Below are 18,004 nucleotides of genomic sequence, written 5' to 3' on the forward strand. Positions count from 1 at the left end.
GGGAGACGCAACAGGTCGTGTGCCTCTGACGGCGCGGGCGATCGCTTCCGACGGCGGTCGCCGGGATAGCGGCCGTCCGTTCGGGTCCGGTGGGGCCGCGGTCAGCGGGGATCTCGCCACCCGGTGGGACCCGTAGCGGTCGCGTCGGTCAGGGCTGTCGGGTTACGCCCGCCGCCAGCCCGCGTAACCGAGCAGCCCGGCGACGAGGAGCGCCAGCGTCGGCGCCAACGGGGTGGGCGCCGAGTCGTCGGTAGCCCCGGCGGCGTCGCTCGGGGCGAACGCGGCCGAGAACTCCGACAGGTCCGTTCCGGCGGTCCACTCGGCGGTCGCGGCGTCGTTCCCGTCGGGCGAGGTCGTGGCGTCGGCGGGGACCGTCGCGTCCGCGAGCGCGTACCCGTCGGGCGCGACGAGGACGAACGGGCGGTCCGGGCGGAACTCGCTGGCGAACGGCTCGCTCACGACCAGCCGGTCGCCGTCGACCGCGGCGAGGCTCGTCCAGGCCGCCGAAAGCCGGACGACGCCGGTGCCGTCTCCGGATTCGATTTCGGCGCGGACGTCGGAGACGGTCATCTCGCGTCCGGTTTGGGCCGCCGTTCGCTCGGCGATCCGGGTCATACGGTCACCGAACGGCCCCGTGATGTTCTCCGGGCGCTCGCGCAGGTCCGCGAACGCGGCCCGGTCGTCGGCGTCGTCGAGGTCGTACGCCAAGACGAGCGTGACCGTCGCGTCGCCGTCGGATTCGAGCGCGACGACGAACGCCGACCCCTCCTCGGTCGCGGCCTCCGCCCCCGGACCGTCGACCGCGGCGGCTCCCGGCGCGAGGAGCGCGCCGACCAGCGCGACCGTTGCGACGGCCGCGACCGCGGTGAGGACGCGACTGCGGGACGCCATCACTCGTCGTCCTCCTCGTCGTCGTCTTCCTCATCGTCCGCGTCGTCACCGTCCGCCTCATCGTCGTCGACCTCCTCGTCCGCGTCGCCGCTGTCGGTCTCGAACTCCACTTCGAGTTGGCCCTCGCGGTCGCCGTCCTCGACGTCGATATCGGCCCCGTCGGCGTCGGCCGGTAGCGTCACCTCGACGCGACCGTCAGCGTCGGTCGCGCCGACGGACTCTCCTTCGACCTCGACGCTCGCGCCCTCCACGGGCTCGGCGTCAGCGTCGGTCACCTCGACGGTCACCGTCGCGCCGGGACCGAGTTCGCCGGAGACGACGGCGACGGAGAGGTCGGGGGCGTCGCGGTCGTCCTCTTCGTCTTCGCGGTCGTCCTCTTCGTCTTCGCGGTCGTCCTCTTCGTCTTCGCGGTCGGCCTCGTCCTCGCTGCCGTCGGCCTCGTCGTCCGCGTCGCGGTCGTCGACGTCGACCTCGTCGAGCACGAGGCCCCCGTCCGCGCCGACCTCGAAGTCGAGTGCGGCCTCGAACGCGCCCTTCACGAGGGTGACCTGCAGCTCGTCGTCGACGCCCGACGCGTCGAACGAGAGCGTTCCGTCCTCGTCGGTCGTCCCGACGCGCTCGTCGTCGACGTAGACGGCGACGCCGTCGACGCCATCGCTGTCGTAGGTCACTGAGACGGTGACCGTTCCGTTCTCGACGGTGCCGTCCACGGAGAGCCGTTCGCGGATCTCCGCGTCCGCCTCGTCGCCGTCGTCGCCCGCGCCGAGCGTGATCTCCAGTTCGCCCTCGCGGTCGGCGTCTTCGGCCTCGATATCCACCTCGTCGTCGTCGGGCAGCGTCACCGTGATCCGCCCGTCCGCGTCGGTCGCGCCGACGCCCCGGTCGCCCAGTTCGACGGTCGCGCCCTCGACGGGCTCGCCGGCGGCGGTCACGCGGAGGGTCACCGTCGCGCCCGGCTCGGCCGTGCCGTCGACGATCGAGATCGAGAGGGGCGTCTCATCGGCCTCGTCGCCGTCGTCGTCCGGGTCGCGGGACTCGAGCTCCTCCTCGAACTCGAAGGCTTCGCCGGTCTGTCCGTCGACGCTCACCTCGGCCTCGCCGGTCGTCTCCGGACCGAAGAAGGTGAACTCGAACTCGTAGTAGCCGTCGTCCTCGTCGCGGTCGGTGGACCGAAGGGTCCACTCGCCGTCGCCGTCGGTCGACAGCTGCTCCGTGGCGGCCGTGAGCGCTTCGCTCTGGCTGACCTCGAAGCTGCCGTCGCCGGGCTGTTCGCGTTCGATCTCGCGCGAGCGATCGCCGTCGTCGCCCTCGACCTCGATGGAGACGCCGCCGTCGACGGCGAGGGAGAACTCCCCGGCGCTCTCGCCGGTGTACTGCGCGAGCAGCGCGCTCGCCCCGGTCCCCGTCACGCGGGCGAGCCGCTGGCGGGCGTCCGCGTTGGCGCTCCGGTCGTAGCCCGCCGCGCGGAGTTCGAGCCCGGAGACGTCGTCCGCGTGGTCGTCGAGCCGGTCGAACTCACGGTCGACCGTGCGCGCCTGTCCGGCGAGGACCGCGAGCCGCTGTGCGAACTCCCCGCGGTCGATCTCGCCGTCCTCGTAGGCGACCCGCGCCTCGCGCTGGTCGGCGACGATCCCGTCGGCGCGGTCGCGGAGCGCGGCCGCCCGGTCAGCGAGGATCGCCGCGCGCTCCGACTCGTTCGCGTCCTCCAGCGCCGCGTCGAGCGACGAGGCCTCGACGTCGCTCGACACCTCGTCGTCGGTGACGGCGATGACCGTCGCGAGCTGCTGTCCGACCGTCGCGCGCGACGTGTCCGAGTCCGAGGCGTTCGCGTCACCGTCGGTCGTGCTCGTCGCGTTCCCGTCCGTGGCGTTCCCGTCGTCCGTCTGCGCCGTGACGGTCGATTCGTCGATACCCTCGATCGCCGCGTCGGCCGAGTCGATGTCCGTCGCGTCCCCGGCGCCGGCGGCGCTCGCGAGCGCCCCGCCCGGCACGGAGCCCAAGACGAGCCCCAGCGCCACGAGAACGGTCAGGAGTCGTGTGGCTTGCATTACGGACGGATTAACGGGCTCCGACCACATATACCGGGACGACCGTGGCGGTCCGTTGCGGTCAGTTGCACCGCGTTTCACCGGACTGACGACCGTTTCACCGAGTTTCGGCGGATTGCGCGAGACGGGTCGCGTGGCTATCTGTGGATTTAAGCCGGACGCCGAAGTACCCCAGATCGATGAGACGACGCGATCGGACCGTCGGGTCGATCGCCGCCCTCCTCCTCGCCGCCTGCTGCGTCGTCGCCCTCGCGTTCGCCGTCCCCGCGAGCGCGCAGACGGCGGCGTTCCCGCAGACCGACGACCAACCGGAGCCGGACAACACGGTCACGAGGATCGGCCTGTCGGCCGACGGCTCCGCGACGTGGGAGATAACCCTCCGAACGCGGCTCGAAAACGACAGCGAAGTCGCCGAGTACGAGCGGTTTCAAGAGCGGTTCCGGTCGAACACGAGCCGCTACCTCGACCCCTTCGCCGACCGGATGACAGGGGTGGTCGCGGCCGCGAACGACTCGGCCGACCGCGAGATGCGCGCGACGGAGTTCGAGGCCGAGACGTCGATACAGGAGGTTCCGCGCCGGTGGGGGGTCGTCAGCTTCCGGTTCACCTGGACCGGCTTCGCCGCGGTCGACGGCGACGCGGTCGTCGTCGGGGACGTGTTCGAGGGCGGCTTCTTCATCGGCGACGACGACGCGCTGGCGATCGCGGCGCCCGACGGCTACGCGGTCGCGGACGCCTCGCCGACCCCCGACGAACTCGACGGCGGGGTCGCCGAGTGGCGGGGGCGCGAGGACTTCGCCGGGGGTCGTCCGAGCGTTCGAGCCGTGCCCGGATCGACTGCCGACGGCGGAAACGGCGGCACGGGCGGAGGTGACGGAGGAGGAGCGGTGACCGGCGACGCGCTGATTCTCGTCGCGCTCGGCGGCATCCTACTCGTTGGAGGCGCCGCGCTCGTCGCCTTCGCCGTCCGGACCGGCCGGATCGGGGATGGGGGCGACAACGACACCCCCACGGCGAGCGCGTCGATAAGCGGCGGTGTCGCGTCGGAGCAAGGCGGTGGGAACGGCTCCGGCGCTCCATCGACGGAGCCGCGCGCGGAGCGGGCGGCCGCGACGGAGGAGTCGGCCGGATCGGGTGAGACCGATCCGGCGCTGCTCACTGACGAAGACCGCGTTACGCGCGTGCTCCGCGAGGAGGGCGGACGAATGAAGCAGTCCGATGTGGTCGACGCGCTCGGCTGGTCGAAATCGAAGACTTCACGCGTGCTCTCGCGGATGGCCGACGCCGGCGAGGTGGAGAAGCTGCGGATCGGCCGAGAGAACGTGATCGACGTCGTTGACGACGACGAGGCGTGAGAGGCCGACGCAGCCGCTGACCGAGGGCGGGCAAGCGGAAAGAAGGCCGGGGATTAGTCGGCGGCTTCGATGACCTTGCGCTCGGAGTCGTCCTCGCGGTAGTACTCCTCGATGAACTCCTCGTCGATCCGGTTGAGGGCGTCTTTCGGGAGCATCGAGAGCAGGTCCCAGCCGATCGAGAGCGTCTCCTCGATGTCGCGGTTCTGATCGAAGCCCTGGTCGACGAACTCAGACTCGAAGGCGTCCGCGAAGTCGAGGTACTTGTTGTCGAGCTCCGAGAGCGCCTCGCGGCCGACGATGTTCACGAGGTCGCGGAGGTCCTCGCCCTCGGCGTACGCCGCGAACATCTGGTCTTTCACGTCGGCGTGGTCCTCGCGGGTGAGCCCCTCGCCGATCCCGTCGTCCATCAGCCGAGACAGGCTGGGGAGCACGTTGATCGGGGGCTGCAGGCCCTGACTGTTGAGGTCGGGGTCGACGTATATCTGCCCCTCCGTGATGTATCCGGTCAGGTCGGGGATCGGGTGGGTGTCGTCGTCGCCCGGCATCGTGAGGATCGGGATCTGGGTGACGGACCCCTCACGGCCCTGGATCCGCCCGGCGCGCTCGTACAGCTGCGCCAGGTCGGTGTACATGTACCCGGGGTAGCCACGCCGGCCGGGGACCTCCTCGCGGGCCGCCCCGATCTCGCGGAGCGCCTCGCAGTAGTTGGTCATGTCCGTCAGGATGACCAGGACGTGGTAGTCCTTCTCGAAGGCGAGGTACTCGGCCGTCGTCAGGACCATTCGCGGAGTGACCGTCCGCTCGACGGCGGGGTCGTCCGCGAGGTTCATGAAGACGACGGAACGCTCCAAGGCGCCGGTGCGCTCGAAGTCGTCCATGAACTCGTTGGCCTCCTCCTGGGTGATTCCCATCGCGCCGAAGATGACGGCAAACTCGGAGCTCTCCTCGCCGTCTTCCTCCTCTTCGGGCACACTGGCCTGCCGGGCGATCTGCATCGCCAGCTGGCTGTGCGGCTGGCCGGAGCTGGAGAAGATCGGGAGCTTCTGCCCGCGGACGAGGGTGTTCATCCCGTCGATCGCGGAGACGCCCGTCTCGATGAACTCCTCGGGGTACTCGCGGGAGTACGGGTTGATCGCCGCGCCGACGATGTCCTGGCGCTCCTCGGGGACGATCTCCGGCCCGTCGTCGATCGGGCGGCCGGAGCCGTCGAGGACCCGTCCGAGGAGGTCCTCGGTGACGGGCATCTTCATCGTCTCGCCCAGGAAGCGGACGGACGCGTTCTGGTCGATACCGGAGGTGCCCTCGAACACCTGGATGGCGACGACGCCCTCCGAGGATTCGAGCACCTGTCCGCGTAGCGTCTCTCCCTGTGCCGTCTCGATCTCGACGATCTCGTCGTAACCGATCGCCTCGTCGACCTCGGCGTACACGAGGGGGCCGCTGATCTCGGTGATGGTTTGGTACTCTTTCATGTTAGTAGAGGCTCCGGAGTTCCTCGGCGATGTCCGCCTTGAGCTCCTCGATGTACTCCTCGTAGTCCTCCTGGACGCCGATCCGGTTGATCCGGGGAGCGGCCTCCGTGTCGACGATCTCCTCGACGGGGACGCCCGCTTCGAGGGCGTCGAACGCCTCGTCGTGGAGCGTCTGGATGGCCGTCAGCATGAGGTACGTCTTCTCCGGCGGACAGTACGTGTCCACCGGGTGGAACGCGTTCTGCTGGAGGTACGCCTCGCGCAGGTAGCGAGCGATTTCGAGGATGAGCTGCTGGTCGTCCGGCAGCGCGTCCTTCCCGACGAGCTGGACGATCTCCTGCAGCTCCGTCTCCTCGTCCAAGATGTCGACCGCCCACTGGCGCTTCTCGGGCCAGTCTTCCTCAACGTTCTCCTGGAACCACGGGTCGAGCTGTTCTTTGTACAGCGAGTACGACTCGTTCCAGTTGATCGACGGGAAGTGGCGGCGCTCCGCCAGGTCCGCGTCGAGCGCCCAGAACGTTTTCACGATGCGCAGCGTGTTCTGGGTGACCGGCTCGGAGAAGTCGCCGCCGGGCGGCGACACCGCGCCGATCGCCGAGACGGAGCCCTCCGTGCCGTTGACGTTCTCGAAGTAGCCGGCGCGCTCGTAGAACTGCGCGAGCCGGGCGGCGAGGTACGCGGGGTACCCCTCCTCGCCGGGCATCTCCTCCAGCCGGGAGGAGATCTCGCGCATGGCCTCCGCCCACCGCGAGGTGGAGTCGGCCATCAGCGCGACGTCGTACCCCATGTCGCGGTAGAACTCCGCGATCGTGATTCCCGTGTAGATACAGGACTCACGCGCCGCGACGGGCATGTTCGACGTGTTCGCGATGAGCGAGGTGCGGGCCATCAGCGGGTTGCCGTTGGCCGGGTCCTCCAGCTCGGGGAAGTCCTCGATGACCTCGGTCATCTCGTTGCCGCGCTCGCCGCAGCCGACGTAGATGATGATGTCCGCGTCAGCGTACTTCGCGAGCTGGTGTTGAGTGACCGTCTTCCCGGAGCCGAACGGCCCCGGAATCGCGGCCGTCCCGCCCTTCGCGATGGGGAACAGGCCGTCGAGGATGCGCTGTCCGGACACCAGCGGCGTCCGGGGCGTCTTCTTGTTCTGGGAGGGGCGCGCCTCGCGGACGGGCCACTCCTGGTGCATCGAGACGCCCGTGCCGTTGGCGAGCTCGGCCACCGTCTCGGTGACGTCGAACGAGCCCGACTCGACGGCGGTGACCTCGGTGGTCTCGCCCTCCTCGAGGGCGTCCGGCGGCACCATCACCTTGTGGTCGATGGTGACCGTCTCCTCGACGACGCCGACGATGTCGCCGCGACCGACCTCGTCGCCGACCTCGACGGTCGGCTCGAACTCCCACTGCTGCTCGAGGTCGATACCGGGCGCGTCGACCCCGCGGTCGAGGTACGGACTGCCCATCTTGCCCTCCAGCACGTCCAGGGGGCGCTGGACGCCATCGTAGATGGAGTCCAGCATTCCCGGACCAAGGTCGACCGACAGCGGCTCGCCCGTGTTCTCGACGGGTTCGCCGGGGCTGACCCCGGAGGTTTCCTCGTACACCTGAATGGTCGTGATGTCGCCTTCGATCTCGATCACTTCCCCCATGAGGCCTTCGTCGCCGACGTAGACGACGTCGTTCATGCGGGCGTCGAGGTCGCGGGCGCTCACGACCGGACCGCTCACGCTTTGGATAGCACCGTCTTCGGTTGTGGTGGTCTCCGTGGATTCTGCTTTACTCATATTAGTCGTCCTCCTCCATCAGGTCGATCCCGATGGCTCGTTTGATCTGGTCGCGCAGCCCGCCGCTGCCGGCGCCGGCGCCGCCGAGCGTGACGAGCACGGGCTCGATGCTCCCCTCCACCGCCTCGCGGGTCCCCCGCGAGAGGTGGTCGAGGTCGTCGTCGTGCATCACGATGATGCCGGTGCCCTCGTCGTCGAGGGTCCGCTCGACGGCGTCGTCGAGGCGCTCGTCCTTCTCGTCGTCCGGGATGTTCTCGAACTTCCGCACGCCGGCGAGCCGAAACCCGGTGGTGAACTCGGGGCTGCCGACGACGGCGATCTCCTGGCTCATGTTATCACCAGCTCCGATTCGATCTCGTCGGCCGACAGCCCGGCCTCCTTCCCGCGGGCGATCGCCCGGATGTTCTCCACCTCGCGCTCCTTGGCGAGGATGTACGAGATGATCGGGGTGATCGAAACCGGGTGGACCGTCCCGAGTCGGTCTCCGTACGCCAGCAGCGCCCGGTCCGTCGCGTGCTCGAACGCGATGAGGCTGTCCGCCTCTTCGAGTTCGCGCAGCGCCGGGCCGAGCTCGTCGGCGTACTGGCTGTCCGCGATGTACTCCACGAGCTCATCGAGGTTCCGCGCGAGCCGCGCGAGCGACCCGCGAGAGAACAGCTCGCCGCCCTCGATGAAGTACGCGGCAGGGTCGATGTCCGCGCCCGACCGGGCGAGCCGGAGAGCGTTGGTCGCGTTCCGGAAGTCGACCTCCGCCTTGAGGAACGCCTCGTACTGCCGGGTCGGCTCGTCGTTGCCGAGCCCGGAGAGGAGCCGCTCGTAGAACGCGCGGTCAACGGCGTTCTCCAGCGGGACCAGCACGTCCGTCTCCTCGTACTCGGCGTACGCCTCGCGGAGCGGGTCGCCGTAGATCGTGTCCTCCAGCACCTCGACCACGGCGTCGATCGAGTCGGCTTCGAGCAGGCGGCGGACCCGCCGGTCGTCGAACTCGCCGGCGCGGATCAGGTCGACCTCGATGGCCGACTGGTCCGCGTCGGTGTAGGCGCCGCGGATGACCGTCTTCACGTTCCACGCGTCGAACTTGCGGAGGTACCGGGCGATGAGGTCGTACAGCGACCCCTCGCTCCAGTCCAAGATCCCCTCGAACTGCTGTGCGAGGTTCCGGTTCAGCGCGTACTCGATGAGGTCCACGCCGCCGTGGCGGCTCCCGAGAGCGTTGATCTCCGCGCCGTAGCTCGACTCCTCCATGAACCGGGCGATCTCCGCTGGACCCATCCGGGTCAGCTTGCGATACTCCTCGTCCCCGTAGAGGCTGCCGCGGCGGGCGCGAACCCGCGCGACGACGTACTCTGGGTTCGAGCTCCCGGCGGCGCTCATTGGTCGAACAGTCGCTCCGAGATGCTCTTCAACTCGTCGTCCCAGACGGACTCCAGGACCGAGTCGAACGTGTTGTTCACGCGAACGCGAGAGGTGTCGCTCTCGGCGACGACGCCGCCGAGACAGTCGATCTCGCCGTCGACCTCGGCGTTGCGGTCGTCGACGAGCTCCTCGAGGAGCTCGACGTCCTCGGCGCGGGTGTAGACGGCGACGTCGTCGCCGTCGTCGAACTCCGCCAGGGTCGCGTCGAGCAGCGTCTCGGTCAGCTCGCGCCGGCGGTCGTCGTCGAGGTCGGCGATCGCCGCCTCGACGTCGTCGCGGACGTCCTCCAAGACGTCGCGCCGAGCCCCGAGCCGCTCCTGTTTGGCCTCGAGCTTGGCCGACGAGAGCGTCTGCTCGCGCTCTTGGTCGATCCGGGAGTCGGCCGTCGCGAGCCGCTCCTCGCGGATGCGCTCGGCGTCGGCCTCCGCCTCGGCGACGATCTCGTCCGCCTCGGACTCCGCCGCTTCGCGGATCTCCTCTGCACGCGCGCGGGCTTCGTCTCGAACGTCCTCAACGACAGTGTCCAAACTCATTGTGTGAAAGGAAGTGCCGCTCAGACGATGAAGACGACGACGAGTGCGAGGATGACGATCGTCTCGGGAAGCACCGTCAGGATGAGCCCGTTGACGAAGAGGTCGTCGTCCTCGGCCATCGCGCCGACGGCGGCCGAACCGATCCCGCGCTCGGCGTAGCCCGCACCGAGGGCGGCGAGCCCGACGGCGAGCGCCGCTGCGGCGCTGGGGTCAGTGAGGGTTCCTCCGGTGGACAGTACGGCGTTCCCGAGTGCGTTGGTAGCTTCAAGCATTGGTAGTAGTTGCGGTTGCTCGTCTCCGAACAGTTGCTATTTGCCGCCACAGGAGTCATAAAGCTTCCCAAAACGACCGAATAGAGCGGCCTTAATCGGGAGCGGAGGCGTCGCTAAACGCGCGTCGCGCTCCGACTCGCACGCCGCGTAGCGGAGAGTTCGGACCGACGGCGCGGTTCCGACTCGAGCGGCGAGACGCGCTTCGGGGCGGCCGGCGGCACGAGAGAGGCGAGCGCCTGTGCGGCGCCCTACTCCTCCGTGGTGTACTCCCGGTCGTAGCCGAACGGCAGGTAGCTGTCGCCGCCGCCCTCGTAGAAGTTCCCGAAGAACTCCACGTACTCGAGGCGCACCGCCTGAATGCCGGCGGAGGTGACGCCCAACAGGAGGACGACGATGTGGCCGACGACGGCCACGAGGACCCCGCCGACGAGCGCGGCGACGCCGACCGCGCCGATCGAGGCCGGGTCGAAGGCGGTCGTCATCCCCGCGAAGACGAGCTCGTAGTCGGCGGTGTTTTGCACCTCGGCGAGGTAGTCGGCGGAGAAGATGAAGTGGAAGCTCCCCTCCCCGCTGTCGTCGATGTACGCGCCGAACGCGAGCAAGTTCACCGCGAGCGCCATCCCGCCCTTCGCGAGCAGCACCGCCATGATCCGGGCGTACGAGATGACGTTGACGATGGGCGCGAGCACTTCCGCGAGCTCCGCGGTCGCACCGATCCCCAAGAGGACGACACCGACAACGGCGGCCGCGAGCCCGGCGTAGCCGACGACCACGGGGAAGCCGGCGAACGAGACCGCGCCGAGGGTGAGCAGCGACACGGACTCGAACAGGAAGTCGGGCTTGGGAGCCGGGACGTGCTGGCTGAAGATCCAGATCCACGCGCCGTTGAGGATCAGCAGCCACGAGCCGCTCTCGTACAGCGCGTGCTTGACGTCGTGCTGCTGGTAGTTGCTCACGAACGAGAGGGCGTGACCCGCGTTCAGGTGGATCATCCCGAACAGCACGCTGGCGACGAGGAACGCCAGCCCCCAGTCGAGGTCGGCCGGCGAGAGTCCCTTCCCGGCGACCGGCCAGTGGACGTCACCGGGTAGCAGCTGGTAGGCGTGGTAGCCGAACACGTCGATCCCGAAGTAGATCCCGAACAGGACGGTGAAGCCGCCGGCCCACATCGCCACGGAGCCGAGTTCGCGGAACGCCCCGTCGTATCGGCTGTACAGGAAGGCGCCGATCCCGGCGTAGAGGACGCCGTAGCCGACGTCGCCGATCATGAAGCCGAACATGAGCGGGAACGTGAGGAAGACGAGGAGCGTCGGGTCAAACTCCGAGTACTTCGGTCGGCCGAACCCCTGGACGAGCAGTTCGAAGGGGCCCGCCGCGCCGCCGTTGTCCTGGACGACCGGCGGGTCGTCCTCGCCGTGGCCCGCGTGGCCGCCGTCGGTGGCGGCCTCGCGTTCGGCGTCGAGGTCCGCGCCGCCGTCGGCGACCGCCTCGGTGTGGTGGTCGCCGTCGGGCGTGAACGAGGCGCGTTCGAGCTCCTCGACCTCGGCGTGGTCGCCGACGGCGTCCGCGATGGTCGCCTCGAAGTCGGGATAGGTGTCGGTCGGGACCCATCCCTCGGCGACGAACGCGTTCTCGGTGGTGGCAAAGGAGAGCGGCGCCTCCTTTTTTTCGGCCTCGATAGTGAGCTGCTCCTCGGCGCGGAGCAGGAAGCCGGCCGCCTCCTCTTTCACCGCGGCGAGCTCGGTCTCGACCTCGTCGAGATCGGCTCGAAGCTCCTCGCGCTCGCGGTCCAGCTCCGCGACGTACTCGGCGGGACTGGCCTCGGCCTCGGGGACCTCCAGCAGCGCGATGTCGACGCCGACGAGCGAGTCTTGGAGGACCCCCTCCTCGGCGTCGGCGGCGGGCTTCGCGAAGACCGCCACGACGTCGCCGCCGGCGAACAGCTCGTAGGCCTCGATCCCGTCGGCGCCGGCGAGCGTCGCCTCGACGGCGTCGGGCTTCGTCTCGCCGACGACGACCTCCAGCGAGTCGTAGCCCCCCAGGAGGTCGAGCTCGATGCCGAGGTCAGCGAACGGCTCCATCCGGTCGATCTCGTCCGCTCGGTCGCGGATCTCGGCCTGGAGCTCGTCGCGCCGGTCGTTGAGCGCGTTGACGCGGTCGCGGACGTCGTCGAGCTCGCGTTCGAGCGCCTCGTCGTCTATCGCGTCGGCCGCGCCGACCTCGTCGCCGTCGACGTCGAGGACGCTCTCCAGCGAGCGGACGGTGACGAGCCGCTCGTTCACCGTCTCGGCGCCGTCGAGCGACTCGCCGGGCGCGAACCCCTCGTAGCGCTCGTCGTAGTCCGTGACGTGCAGCGAGTGGTGGGCGTACGCCGCCTCGATGACGTCGTCGATGACGCGCTTCGAGCCCGTCACCGACACCTTGCTCATCCGCTCAGGCCTGAGCATCCACCGCCTCCTCGGCCTGTTGGTTCACCGCTTCCTCAAACCGTTCGACTCCGTAGTCGACGGCCGAGTCCACGCGCTCGCGGGCCTCGCGTTCGAGCTCGTCGCGGTCGGACCGCCCCGCCTCGAGGATCTCCTCCCGCCGTTCCTCGATCTCCTCGCGGGCCGCCTCGAGCCGCTCCGCGGCCTCGGACTCCGCCCCCTCCTCGGCCTCGGCGCGGATCTCGTCCGCGCGCTCTCGAGCCTCGGCGAGGCGCTCGTCGGCGTCCGATTCCGCCGCCGCGATGATCTCGTCCGCCTCCCGTTCAGCCTCCTTGATCCGGTCGAGCACCTCTGGTCTCGCCATGCTACTAATCGCCTGAAACTCCACAAGCGACGTATAAGGTGTTTGCGAAAGTACGCGGGTGTTGCCCCCGGTATCGGCGGGAATCCGCGGCGTCGAGACGCGCCAAGCCGGCGACCGCCGCCTACATTTAAGTACCAGTCGCCGGACCGTCACCGTATGGCAACGGTGTATGCGGTCGCGTCGGCGAAAGGTGGGGTCGGGAAAACCACCACGACCGCGGCGATGGCGACGATTCTGGCGGGTTCCGGCGCCGACGTCGTCGCGATCGACGCCGACATCGGCATGGCGAACCTCGCGGGCGCGCTGGGCGTGACGCCCGGCGAGACGACGCTCCACGACGTGCTCGCGGGACGGGCCGACCCGCTCGACGCGGTCCACGAGGGCCCGGAGGGGCTCGTCGTCGTCCCGGGCGCGGACGACCTCGACGCCTACGCGTGGGCGGATCCCGCGGGGCTCACGGACGTCGTCGCGGCCTTCGAGGACGCCGACTACGTGTTCGTCGACGCCGGCGCGGGGCTCTCGCACGACTCGAGCCTCCCGCTCGCGATCGCCGACGAGACGCTGCTCGTCTCGACGGCCGAGCGGAGCGCCCTCGGCGACACCGAGAAGACCCGACAGCTCGCCGAGCGCCTCGGCGGCACGGTGGCCGGCGCCGCGATCACTCGCGTCGACCCCGACGGCGGCGAGGGGCTCGGCGACGTCGGCGACGTGCTCGACGCGGCGGTTCTCGGCCGGATCCCGGAGGACGACGCGGTAGTGCGTGCGGCGACCGCGAACCGCCCGCTACCGACGTCCGCGCCGGACGCACCCGCCACCCGGGCCTACCGTGACCTCACCCGCATGCTGACGGGCGTGGAGATCGAGGGCGCGGGAGTCAGCGAGACCGACGAGACCGGCGAAGCGGTCGAGGGGGGCGAGGCCGAGGGCCCCGAACGCGACGGGGAGGACAGAGCGAAAGGCGCCGAATCCGACGCAGGCGACGAACCGGGCGACGACGCGAGTGTCGAGCCGGACGACGCAGGCGACGAGGACGAGTTCGACGCAGCCGACGAGGACGAATCCGACCCGAGAGACGCCGCAGCCGTCGATGCGTCGGCGGACGACGCGGACGATGCGGACGACGCGGCCGATGCGGACGACGCGGCCGATGCGGACGACGCGGCCGATGCGGACGACGCGGACGACGAGGACATCATCGTCGCCGACGCCGAGTCGGGCGGACTGAGCGACCCGGGCGACGAGGAGGAGATCATCGTCGCCGACGAGGACCCCGTCTCCGAGGCGGACGCGGCGGCAGACGCCGACGACCGCGAGGGCGCCGCCGCCGAGACCGCCGACGACGCCGCGGCCCCGGAGCCGGCGACGGCCGGCGAGACGGAGACCGTCGGCGAGGAGCACGTCGACGGCGACGACCTCGAGGCGATGATCGAAACGGGCGAGGCCGAGGCGTTCGCCGACCAAGCGACGGACGTCGATGCGGAGTCCGGGGGCGACGGGGTCGACGACGCGGGCGCGACCGACTCGGACGACGACGACCCCGCTCCGGGAGAGGCGGGCGAAGCCGCGTCGACGAGCGAGGACGGGGAGGCGTCGACCGACCTCGACGACGAGCTCGCGGGCAGCGTTCCGTTCCGCGACGACGACACCGGGAGCATGAACACCGTCCTCTCGGAGGGCGACGAAGGCGGAAGCGGGAGCGAGGCGAGCGGAGAGGCGGCGGACGGCGACGAGGGCGACGACGAGGACGAGGAGAGCGGCGGCTTCTTCAGCCGGCTGTTCGGGCGGTGACCGGAGCTATTTTGAGATAGCGGGTTTTGACCGCGCTCGCTGGCTCAGGCCTCGGAGGGCGTCGCGGCGCGGTCGCGGATGAGCTCGCGGATCTCCTCGGGGTCGGTGATGCCCGCGAGCTCCTCGCAGGAGACGAGGGCGGTGCCGTCGACCGACTCGCGCTTCTCGTCTTCCTCGGTGAAGTACACCGAGCGCGTGTGGGCGACCTCGCCGATGGAGGACATGATCCGCGCGCGCTTCTCCGCGGCGGGAGTGAACGCCGAGTGGCCGGTGAGTACGCGGGTCTCGGCGCGCTGGTCGTCCTCGGAGACCGCCTTGAACGGGGCGCGGGCGGTCGGGTGGACCGTGAAGCCGGCGTTGGTGAGCACGTGGAGGACGTGCTCGTCGTCGGGGTCGGTCTCGGGCGCCGACGGGGTCGGGTCCGCGTCGCGGACGTCGTCCGCGCCCTCCAGCACGTCGACCGGGCTGGAGAACGGCTCGTCGAACAGCTCCTCGAGCTGGATCGCGACTTCGATGGAGGCGTTCATCCCGTCCTCGTACTTCGAGACGGTGCGCCGCGAGACGCCGAGCTCGGTCGCGAGCCGGCCGAGCGACCAGCCGCGCTCCTCGCGCTCGTCGGCGAGCAGGTCGCCGTCGAGGCTGACGTAGAGCCCGCCGGGCGCCGCGTAGATGAGCGGCGGCATCCCCTCGACGAACAGGTCGTAGGCGGTGTCGGGGTTGACCACCGGGACGCCGTGCCGGAAGTAGACGACGCCCGGCTTCAGCTCCTCGTCGCGCGTTCGGATCCCGGTCACCATCGGCGTCGCCTGCAGGTACTCGCCGAGGCGGCGCATCTCCGCGCCGGTCTCCGCGTCGAGCGCGTCGACGTTGCCGAGGATCTTCAAGAGGAGCAGGTCCTCGCCGCGCCGGGCCGCCACGTCGAAGCTCTTGGGCCGGACCGCACACCGGTCGCTGACGAGGAAGCCCGCGTCCTCCAGCATCGCGGTGACGTTTTCGATCAGCGCAGTCCGGGACATACCCGAAGCAAGCGGCTCGTCGTATATATGCGTTGTGTCACTTGTATTCGCGCGAAAGCGCCGCGGGCTTGCGGTTTTCCCGCGAGCGTCGTCGGAGCGATTAAATACCGGAACCTGGGCGAGCGCCTCGCCGGGGCGTCCGGCCGCCGGAGACCCGCTCGGCAACCCGGCCGAAACCGGTTTGTCCGGGAGCGGGAAAGGACGCGCATGCCGATCGTCGCCGTCGACGACACCGACTCCCGAGAGCGGGGGATGTGCACGACGTACGTCGGCGCGCGGCTCGCCGAGCGGCTCGAATCGGCCGGCGGACGGGTCCGGCGCCGACTCCTCGTCCGGCTGAACCCCGCCGTGAAACACAAGACGCGGGGGAACGCCGCCGTCGCGGTTCACGTCGCCGACCTCGCCGTCGATACCGCCTTCGACCTCGCCGCGGAGACCGTTCGGGAGTTCGCCGCCGCCGACGACCCGCGGACCTCTCCGGGCCTCGTGGTCGCCGACGGCGACGTGACCGGCGACCCGTTCGCACCGGGATCGGCTCCGATCGGCAAGGGGGTCCCCGGCGACGTTGCTGAGTTCGCCCGCCGCGCGCTCCGGCATCGCCTCGGCCTCGACGAGGCGCTGTCGCTGGCCGAGGCGTACGGGTACCGACACGCCGCGTTCGGAACCGGCGGGGAGACCGAGGCGACGGCCGTCGCCGGCCGGGGGCGGATCGGCGCGCTCGCGGCGGTCGGCGCCCCGGGGGCGTTCGACGACTGGACCGCGGAGCGCATCTCCTATCGGGAGCTGGACCGGTGTGGCACGCCTCGTGAGGTCGACGTCGAGAGCGTCTTCGCCGCGGCCGACGCCGGGTACCCGACCGTCTGGGACACCGTCGACCGCGAGACGGGGGCCGCCGTCTGCGTCCCCAACGCCCCGGGCCCGATCCTCCACGGGATCCGCGGCGACGACCCGGCGGCGTGCCGGGAGGTGGCGGGGGCGATCGAGAGCGAACCGGTCGAGCGCGCCGCGACGTTCCTCACGAACCAAGGCACCGACGTCCACCTCGCGCCCGGGCGGATCGGCGACCTCCGGGACGGCGCGGGGTACGAGGTCGCCGGGAGGGTCGCGAGCGACCCGGAGACGAAACGCGGAGGTCACGTCCACGTCGACGTCGCGGCGAGAGAGGAGGGGGGCGAGACGGACGCCGGGAGCGGCGCGGCCCGCCTCGGGTGCGTCGCCTTCGCGCCGACCGGCCGGTTTCGCGACCGCGTGCGGGCCCTCCGCCCCGGCGACCGGGTGACGCTGTGCGGCGAACACGAGGTCCGGGAGCCGGGCAACGGTGGGGCGGACGACGGGCGCGCCGCGGGGGCGACGTCGACCCTCAAACTCGAGAAGTTCGCCGTGCGCGACCTCGTGCGGACCGAGCCGGCCGTGCCGACCTGCCCGGACTGCGGGCGGTCGATGTCCTCGGCGGGCCGGGACCAGGGCTACCGCTGCCGCGACTGCGGCACCGCCGCGCCCGGGAAGGTCGCCCGGGAGGTCGACCGCGAGCTGGAGCCCGGCTGGTACGAGGTGCCCCCGAGCGCCCGGCGCCACGTCGCGAAGCCGCTCGTCAGGGGTGGGTTCGACGCGCCGGTCCACCCGGAGCGGTGAGGTGGTCCGGGCGTGAGGCGTCGGGCATGTCCGGGATCGTTTTCCACGAGACGGAGAACCGAGACGGCGGCGTCGACTTCTACCGCGAGGAGTTGGGCGCCGAGACGTGGCTCGGACAGCCGGACTGCACGGTCCTGCGGTACGACAACCTCCTGTTCGGCTTCTGCGACCGCGACGAGACCGAGACGTGCGGGACGCTCACGTTCGTCTACCCCGACCGCGGGGGAGTCGACGAGGTCCACGAGCGCCTCGTCGAGGCGAGCGACCGGCGCGACGACGGGAGCGCGCCCGCCGCGGTCGAGGAACCGAGTGAGAACGAGCGGTACCGCATTTATTAGTTGTTCGCCGAGGACCCCGACGGACCGTCGAGTGCCGGGCGTTCCTCGCCGCCGACGCGCCGGCTATTTAAAAGGGAGACGTCGCGCGGAAAGCCGCCGCGGCGCTCGGCTCACTCCTCGACGGTCCGGTCGTCGCGCCACTCCGCGGCGCGGTCGAGCGCGGCCTCGCGGTCGCCGAAGCGCTCGCGCTCGTAGGCCGACTCGTCGGCCGCCTGCTCCATCACGTCGAGGCGGACGACGAACCCGCCGTCGGCGCGCTCGCGGACCCGGACCGTCGCGTAGCCGTCGGAGCGCTCCCACTCGGTGATCGTGTCGTCCTCGCGGCCCAGTGACCAGCTCATACCTCACGGGGCGGGCGCCGCGGCTAAAACGGCCCGGTTCGGGCGCGGGCGTCGAAGCGGACGAGCCGGCCGCGCGCGATCGTTGGCCTGTCATAGTCGGCCACTCGGTCCCAGTCGGCCGCTCAGTCCCCGTCGGCCGGTCCCCTCGTGTACGAGCAGACCGGGCAGACGGCGTAGCCGAGGGTGTCGTACGGGACGGACGCCGAGGGGGCGGTCACGTCGCACTCCGGGCAGTCGAACGTCGACGCGTTCTCGATGCTCATATCTCGTCGTGACACGGGGACCCGTATCGTTACACGCCGCCTGCCGGGCCGTCAACGAGTCTCTACTTA

17 protein-coding genes are annotated in these 18,004 nt (G+C 70.4%); 4 read left to right on the forward strand and 13 right to left on the reverse strand.

What is annotated here, in order from left to right; genetic code table 11:
* Positions 1–162: 162 nt before the first annotated feature.
* Both N5096_RS07745 and N5096_RS07750 read right to left on the reverse strand, forming a co-directional pair.
* Positions 163–891, reverse strand: coding sequence for a DUF7345 domain-containing protein (locus N5096_RS07745; RefSeq protein ID WP_267663773.1), 729 nt, complete (start codon positions 889–891; stop codon positions 163–165).
* A complete protein-coding gene (locus N5096_RS07750; RefSeq protein ID WP_267663775.1) occupies positions 891–2,939 on the reverse strand; it encodes a DUF7096 domain-containing protein in 2,049 nt (682 codons plus the stop codon). The genes N5096_RS07745 and N5096_RS07750 overlap by 1 nt, the downstream gene beginning before the upstream one ends.
* Positions 2,940–3,118: 179 nt before the next feature.
* On the opposite strand from N5096_RS07750, the gene N5096_RS07755 reads away from it, so the two are divergent.
* Positions 3,119–4,294 carry a helix-turn-helix transcriptional regulator gene (locus tag N5096_RS07755; protein WP_267663776.1) on the forward strand — a complete coding sequence of 392 codons (1,176 nt, stop codon included), beginning with the start codon at positions 3,119–3,121 and terminating at the stop codon, positions 4,292–4,294.
* A 53-nt stretch (positions 4,295–4,347) separates the two neighbouring features.
* Here N5096_RS07755 and N5096_RS07760 read toward each other — a convergent pair whose 3' ends face one another.
* The 8 genes from N5096_RS07760 to ahaH form a co-directional block, all read right to left on the reverse strand.
* Positions 4,348–5,766 carry a V-type ATP synthase subunit B gene (locus N5096_RS07760; protein ID WP_267663777.1) on the reverse strand — a complete coding sequence of 473 codons (1,419 nt, stop codon included), beginning with the start codon at positions 5,764–5,766 and terminating at the stop codon, positions 4,348–4,350.
* A gap of 1 nt (position 5,767) precedes the next feature.
* Positions 5,768–7,546 (reverse strand): ATP synthase subunit A, encoded by a 1,779-nt coding sequence (locus N5096_RS07765; protein ID WP_267663778.1) that lies wholly within the window; start codon positions 7,544–7,546, stop codon positions 5,768–5,770.
* Between the two features lies 1 nt (position 7,547).
* Positions 7,548–7,877 carry a V-type ATP synthase subunit F gene (locus N5096_RS07770; RefSeq protein ID WP_267663779.1) on the reverse strand — a complete coding sequence of 110 codons (330 nt, stop codon included), beginning with the start codon at positions 7,875–7,877 and terminating at the stop codon, positions 7,548–7,550.
* Positions 7,874–8,920: a V-type ATP synthase subunit C gene (locus N5096_RS07775; RefSeq protein ID WP_267663780.1), complete on the reverse strand. Its 1,047-nt coding sequence runs from the start codon at positions 8,918–8,920 to the stop codon at positions 7,874–7,876. The genes N5096_RS07770 and N5096_RS07775 overlap by 4 nt, the downstream gene beginning before the upstream one ends.
* On the reverse strand, positions 8,917–9,495 hold the full coding sequence (locus N5096_RS07780) for a V-type ATP synthase subunit E (protein ID WP_267663781.1): 579 nt from the start codon (positions 9,493–9,495) through the stop codon (positions 8,917–8,919). The genes N5096_RS07775 and N5096_RS07780 overlap by 4 nt, the downstream gene beginning before the upstream one ends.
* A gap of 20 nt (positions 9,496–9,515) precedes the next feature.
* Positions 9,516–9,767, reverse strand: a complete 252-nt coding sequence (locus N5096_RS07785; RefSeq protein WP_066412079.1) for an ATP synthase subunit K — start codon at positions 9,765–9,767, stop codon at positions 9,516–9,518.
* A 248-nt stretch (positions 9,768–10,015) separates the two neighbouring features.
* The gene (locus N5096_RS07790; protein ID WP_267663782.1) at positions 10,016–12,214 is read right to left on the reverse strand and encodes a V-type ATP synthase subunit I; all 2,199 of its coding nucleotides are present in this window, start codon (positions 12,212–12,214) and stop codon (positions 10,016–10,018) included.
* Entirely contained in the window at positions 12,201–12,557 is a 357-nt protein-coding gene (gene ahaH / locus N5096_RS07795) for an ATP synthase archaeal subunit H (RefSeq protein WP_267663783.1), read from the reverse strand. The genes N5096_RS07790 and ahaH overlap by 14 nt, the downstream gene beginning before the upstream one ends.
* 156 nt (positions 12,558–12,713) lie before the next feature.
* On the opposite strand from ahaH, the gene N5096_RS07800 reads away from it, so the two are divergent.
* Positions 12,714–14,345: a nucleotide-binding protein gene (locus N5096_RS07800; protein ID WP_267663784.1), complete on the forward strand. Its 1,632-nt coding sequence runs from the start codon at positions 12,714–12,716 to the stop codon at positions 14,343–14,345.
* Positions 14,346–14,389: 44 nt separating this feature from the next.
* On the opposite strand, the gene N5096_RS07805 is transcribed toward N5096_RS07800, so the two are convergent.
* Positions 14,390–15,361 (reverse strand): transcriptional regulator, encoded by a 972-nt coding sequence (locus N5096_RS07805; RefSeq protein ID WP_267663785.1) that lies wholly within the window; start codon positions 15,359–15,361, stop codon positions 14,390–14,392.
* 207 nt (positions 15,362–15,568) lie between these two features.
* Between N5096_RS07805 and N5096_RS07810 the strand changes: the two genes are divergently transcribed.
* Both N5096_RS07810 and N5096_RS07815 read left to right on the forward strand, forming a co-directional pair.
* Positions 15,569–16,993, forward strand: coding sequence for a tRNA(Ile)(2)-agmatinylcytidine synthase (locus N5096_RS07810; protein ID WP_267663786.1), 1,425 nt, complete (start codon positions 15,569–15,571; stop codon positions 16,991–16,993).
* 26 nt (positions 16,994–17,019) lie between these two features.
* Positions 17,020–17,331, forward strand: coding sequence for a VOC family protein (locus N5096_RS07815; RefSeq protein WP_267663787.1), 312 nt, complete (start codon positions 17,020–17,022; stop codon positions 17,329–17,331).
* Between the two features lie 110 nt (positions 17,332–17,441).
* Here N5096_RS07815 and N5096_RS07820 read toward each other — a convergent pair whose 3' ends face one another.
* Positions 17,442–17,672: a DUF7543 family protein gene (locus N5096_RS07820; RefSeq protein WP_267663788.1), complete on the reverse strand. Its 231-nt coding sequence runs from the start codon at positions 17,670–17,672 to the stop codon at positions 17,442–17,444.
* Positions 17,673–17,794: 122 nt separating this feature from the next.
* On the reverse strand, positions 17,795–17,935 hold the full coding sequence (locus tag N5096_RS07825; RefSeq protein WP_267663790.1) for a hypothetical protein: 141 nt from the start codon (positions 17,933–17,935) through the stop codon (positions 17,795–17,797).
* Positions 17,936–18,004 lie beyond the last annotated feature (69 nt).

The organism is Halorubrum yunnanense (genome assembly GCF_026586675.1).
GTDB classification, from domain to species: domain Archaea; phylum Halobacteriota; class Halobacteria; order Halobacteriales; family Haloferacaceae; genus Halorubrum; species Halorubrum yunnanense.

What these genes read in the sequence shown, in the direction of transcription:
- N5096_RS07805 (WP_267663785.1), bottom strand. Translation starts at nt 15,361, where the DNA reads ATGTCCCGGACTGCGCTGATCGAAAACGTCACCGCGATGCTGGAGGAC.
- N5096_RS07760 (WP_267663777.1), bottom strand. Translation starts at nt 5,766, where the DNA reads ATGAAAGAGTACCAAACCATCACCGAGATCAGCGGCCCCCTCGTGTAC.
- N5096_RS07810 (WP_267663786.1), top strand. Translation starts at nt 15,569, where the DNA reads ATGCCGATCGTCGCCGTCGACGACACCGACTCCCGAGAGCGGGGGATG.
- N5096_RS07765 (WP_267663778.1), bottom strand. Translation starts at nt 7,546, where the DNA reads ATGAGTAAAGCAGAATCCACGGAGACCACCACAACCGAAGACGGTGCT.
- N5096_RS07820 (WP_267663788.1), bottom strand. Translation starts at nt 17,672, where the DNA reads ATGAGCTGGTCACTGGGCCGCGAGGACGACACGATCACCGAGTGGGAG.
- N5096_RS07755 (WP_267663776.1), top strand. Translation starts at nt 3,119, where the DNA reads ATGAGACGACGCGATCGGACCGTCGGGTCGATCGCCGCCCTCCTCCTC.
- N5096_RS07770 (WP_267663779.1), bottom strand. Translation starts at nt 7,877, where the DNA reads ATGAGCCAGGAGATCGCCGTCGTCGGCAGCCCCGAGTTCACCACCGGG.
- N5096_RS07785 (WP_066412079.1), bottom strand. Translation starts at nt 9,767, where the DNA reads ATGCTTGAAGCTACCAACGCACTCGGGAACGCCGTACTGTCCACCGGA.
- N5096_RS07750 (WP_267663775.1), bottom strand. Translation starts at nt 2,939, where the DNA reads ATGCAAGCCACACGACTCCTGACCGTTCTCGTGGCGCTGGGGCTCGTC.
- N5096_RS07825 (WP_267663790.1), bottom strand. Translation starts at nt 17,935, where the DNA reads ATGAGCATCGAGAACGCGTCGACGTTCGACTGCCCGGAGTGCGACGTG.
- N5096_RS07745 (WP_267663773.1), bottom strand. Translation starts at nt 891, where the DNA reads ATGGCGTCCCGCAGTCGCGTCCTCACCGCGGTCGCGGCCGTCGCAACG.
- ahaH (WP_267663783.1), bottom strand. Translation starts at nt 12,557, where the DNA reads ATGGCGAGACCAGAGGTGCTCGACCGGATCAAGGAGGCTGAACGGGAG.
- N5096_RS07790 (WP_267663782.1), bottom strand. Translation starts at nt 12,214, where the DNA reads ATGCTCAGGCCTGAGCGGATGAGCAAGGTGTCGGTGACGGGCTCGAAG.
- N5096_RS07775 (WP_267663780.1), bottom strand. Translation starts at nt 8,920, where the DNA reads ATGAGCGCCGCCGGGAGCTCGAACCCAGAGTACGTCGTCGCGCGGGTT.
- N5096_RS07780 (WP_267663781.1), bottom strand. Translation starts at nt 9,495, where the DNA reads ATGAGTTTGGACACTGTCGTTGAGGACGTTCGAGACGAAGCCCGCGCG.
- N5096_RS07815 (WP_267663787.1), top strand. Translation starts at nt 17,020, where the DNA reads ATGTCCGGGATCGTTTTCCACGAGACGGAGAACCGAGACGGCGGCGTC.
- N5096_RS07800 (WP_267663784.1), top strand. Translation starts at nt 12,714, where the DNA reads ATGGCAACGGTGTATGCGGTCGCGTCGGCGAAAGGTGGGGTCGGGAAA.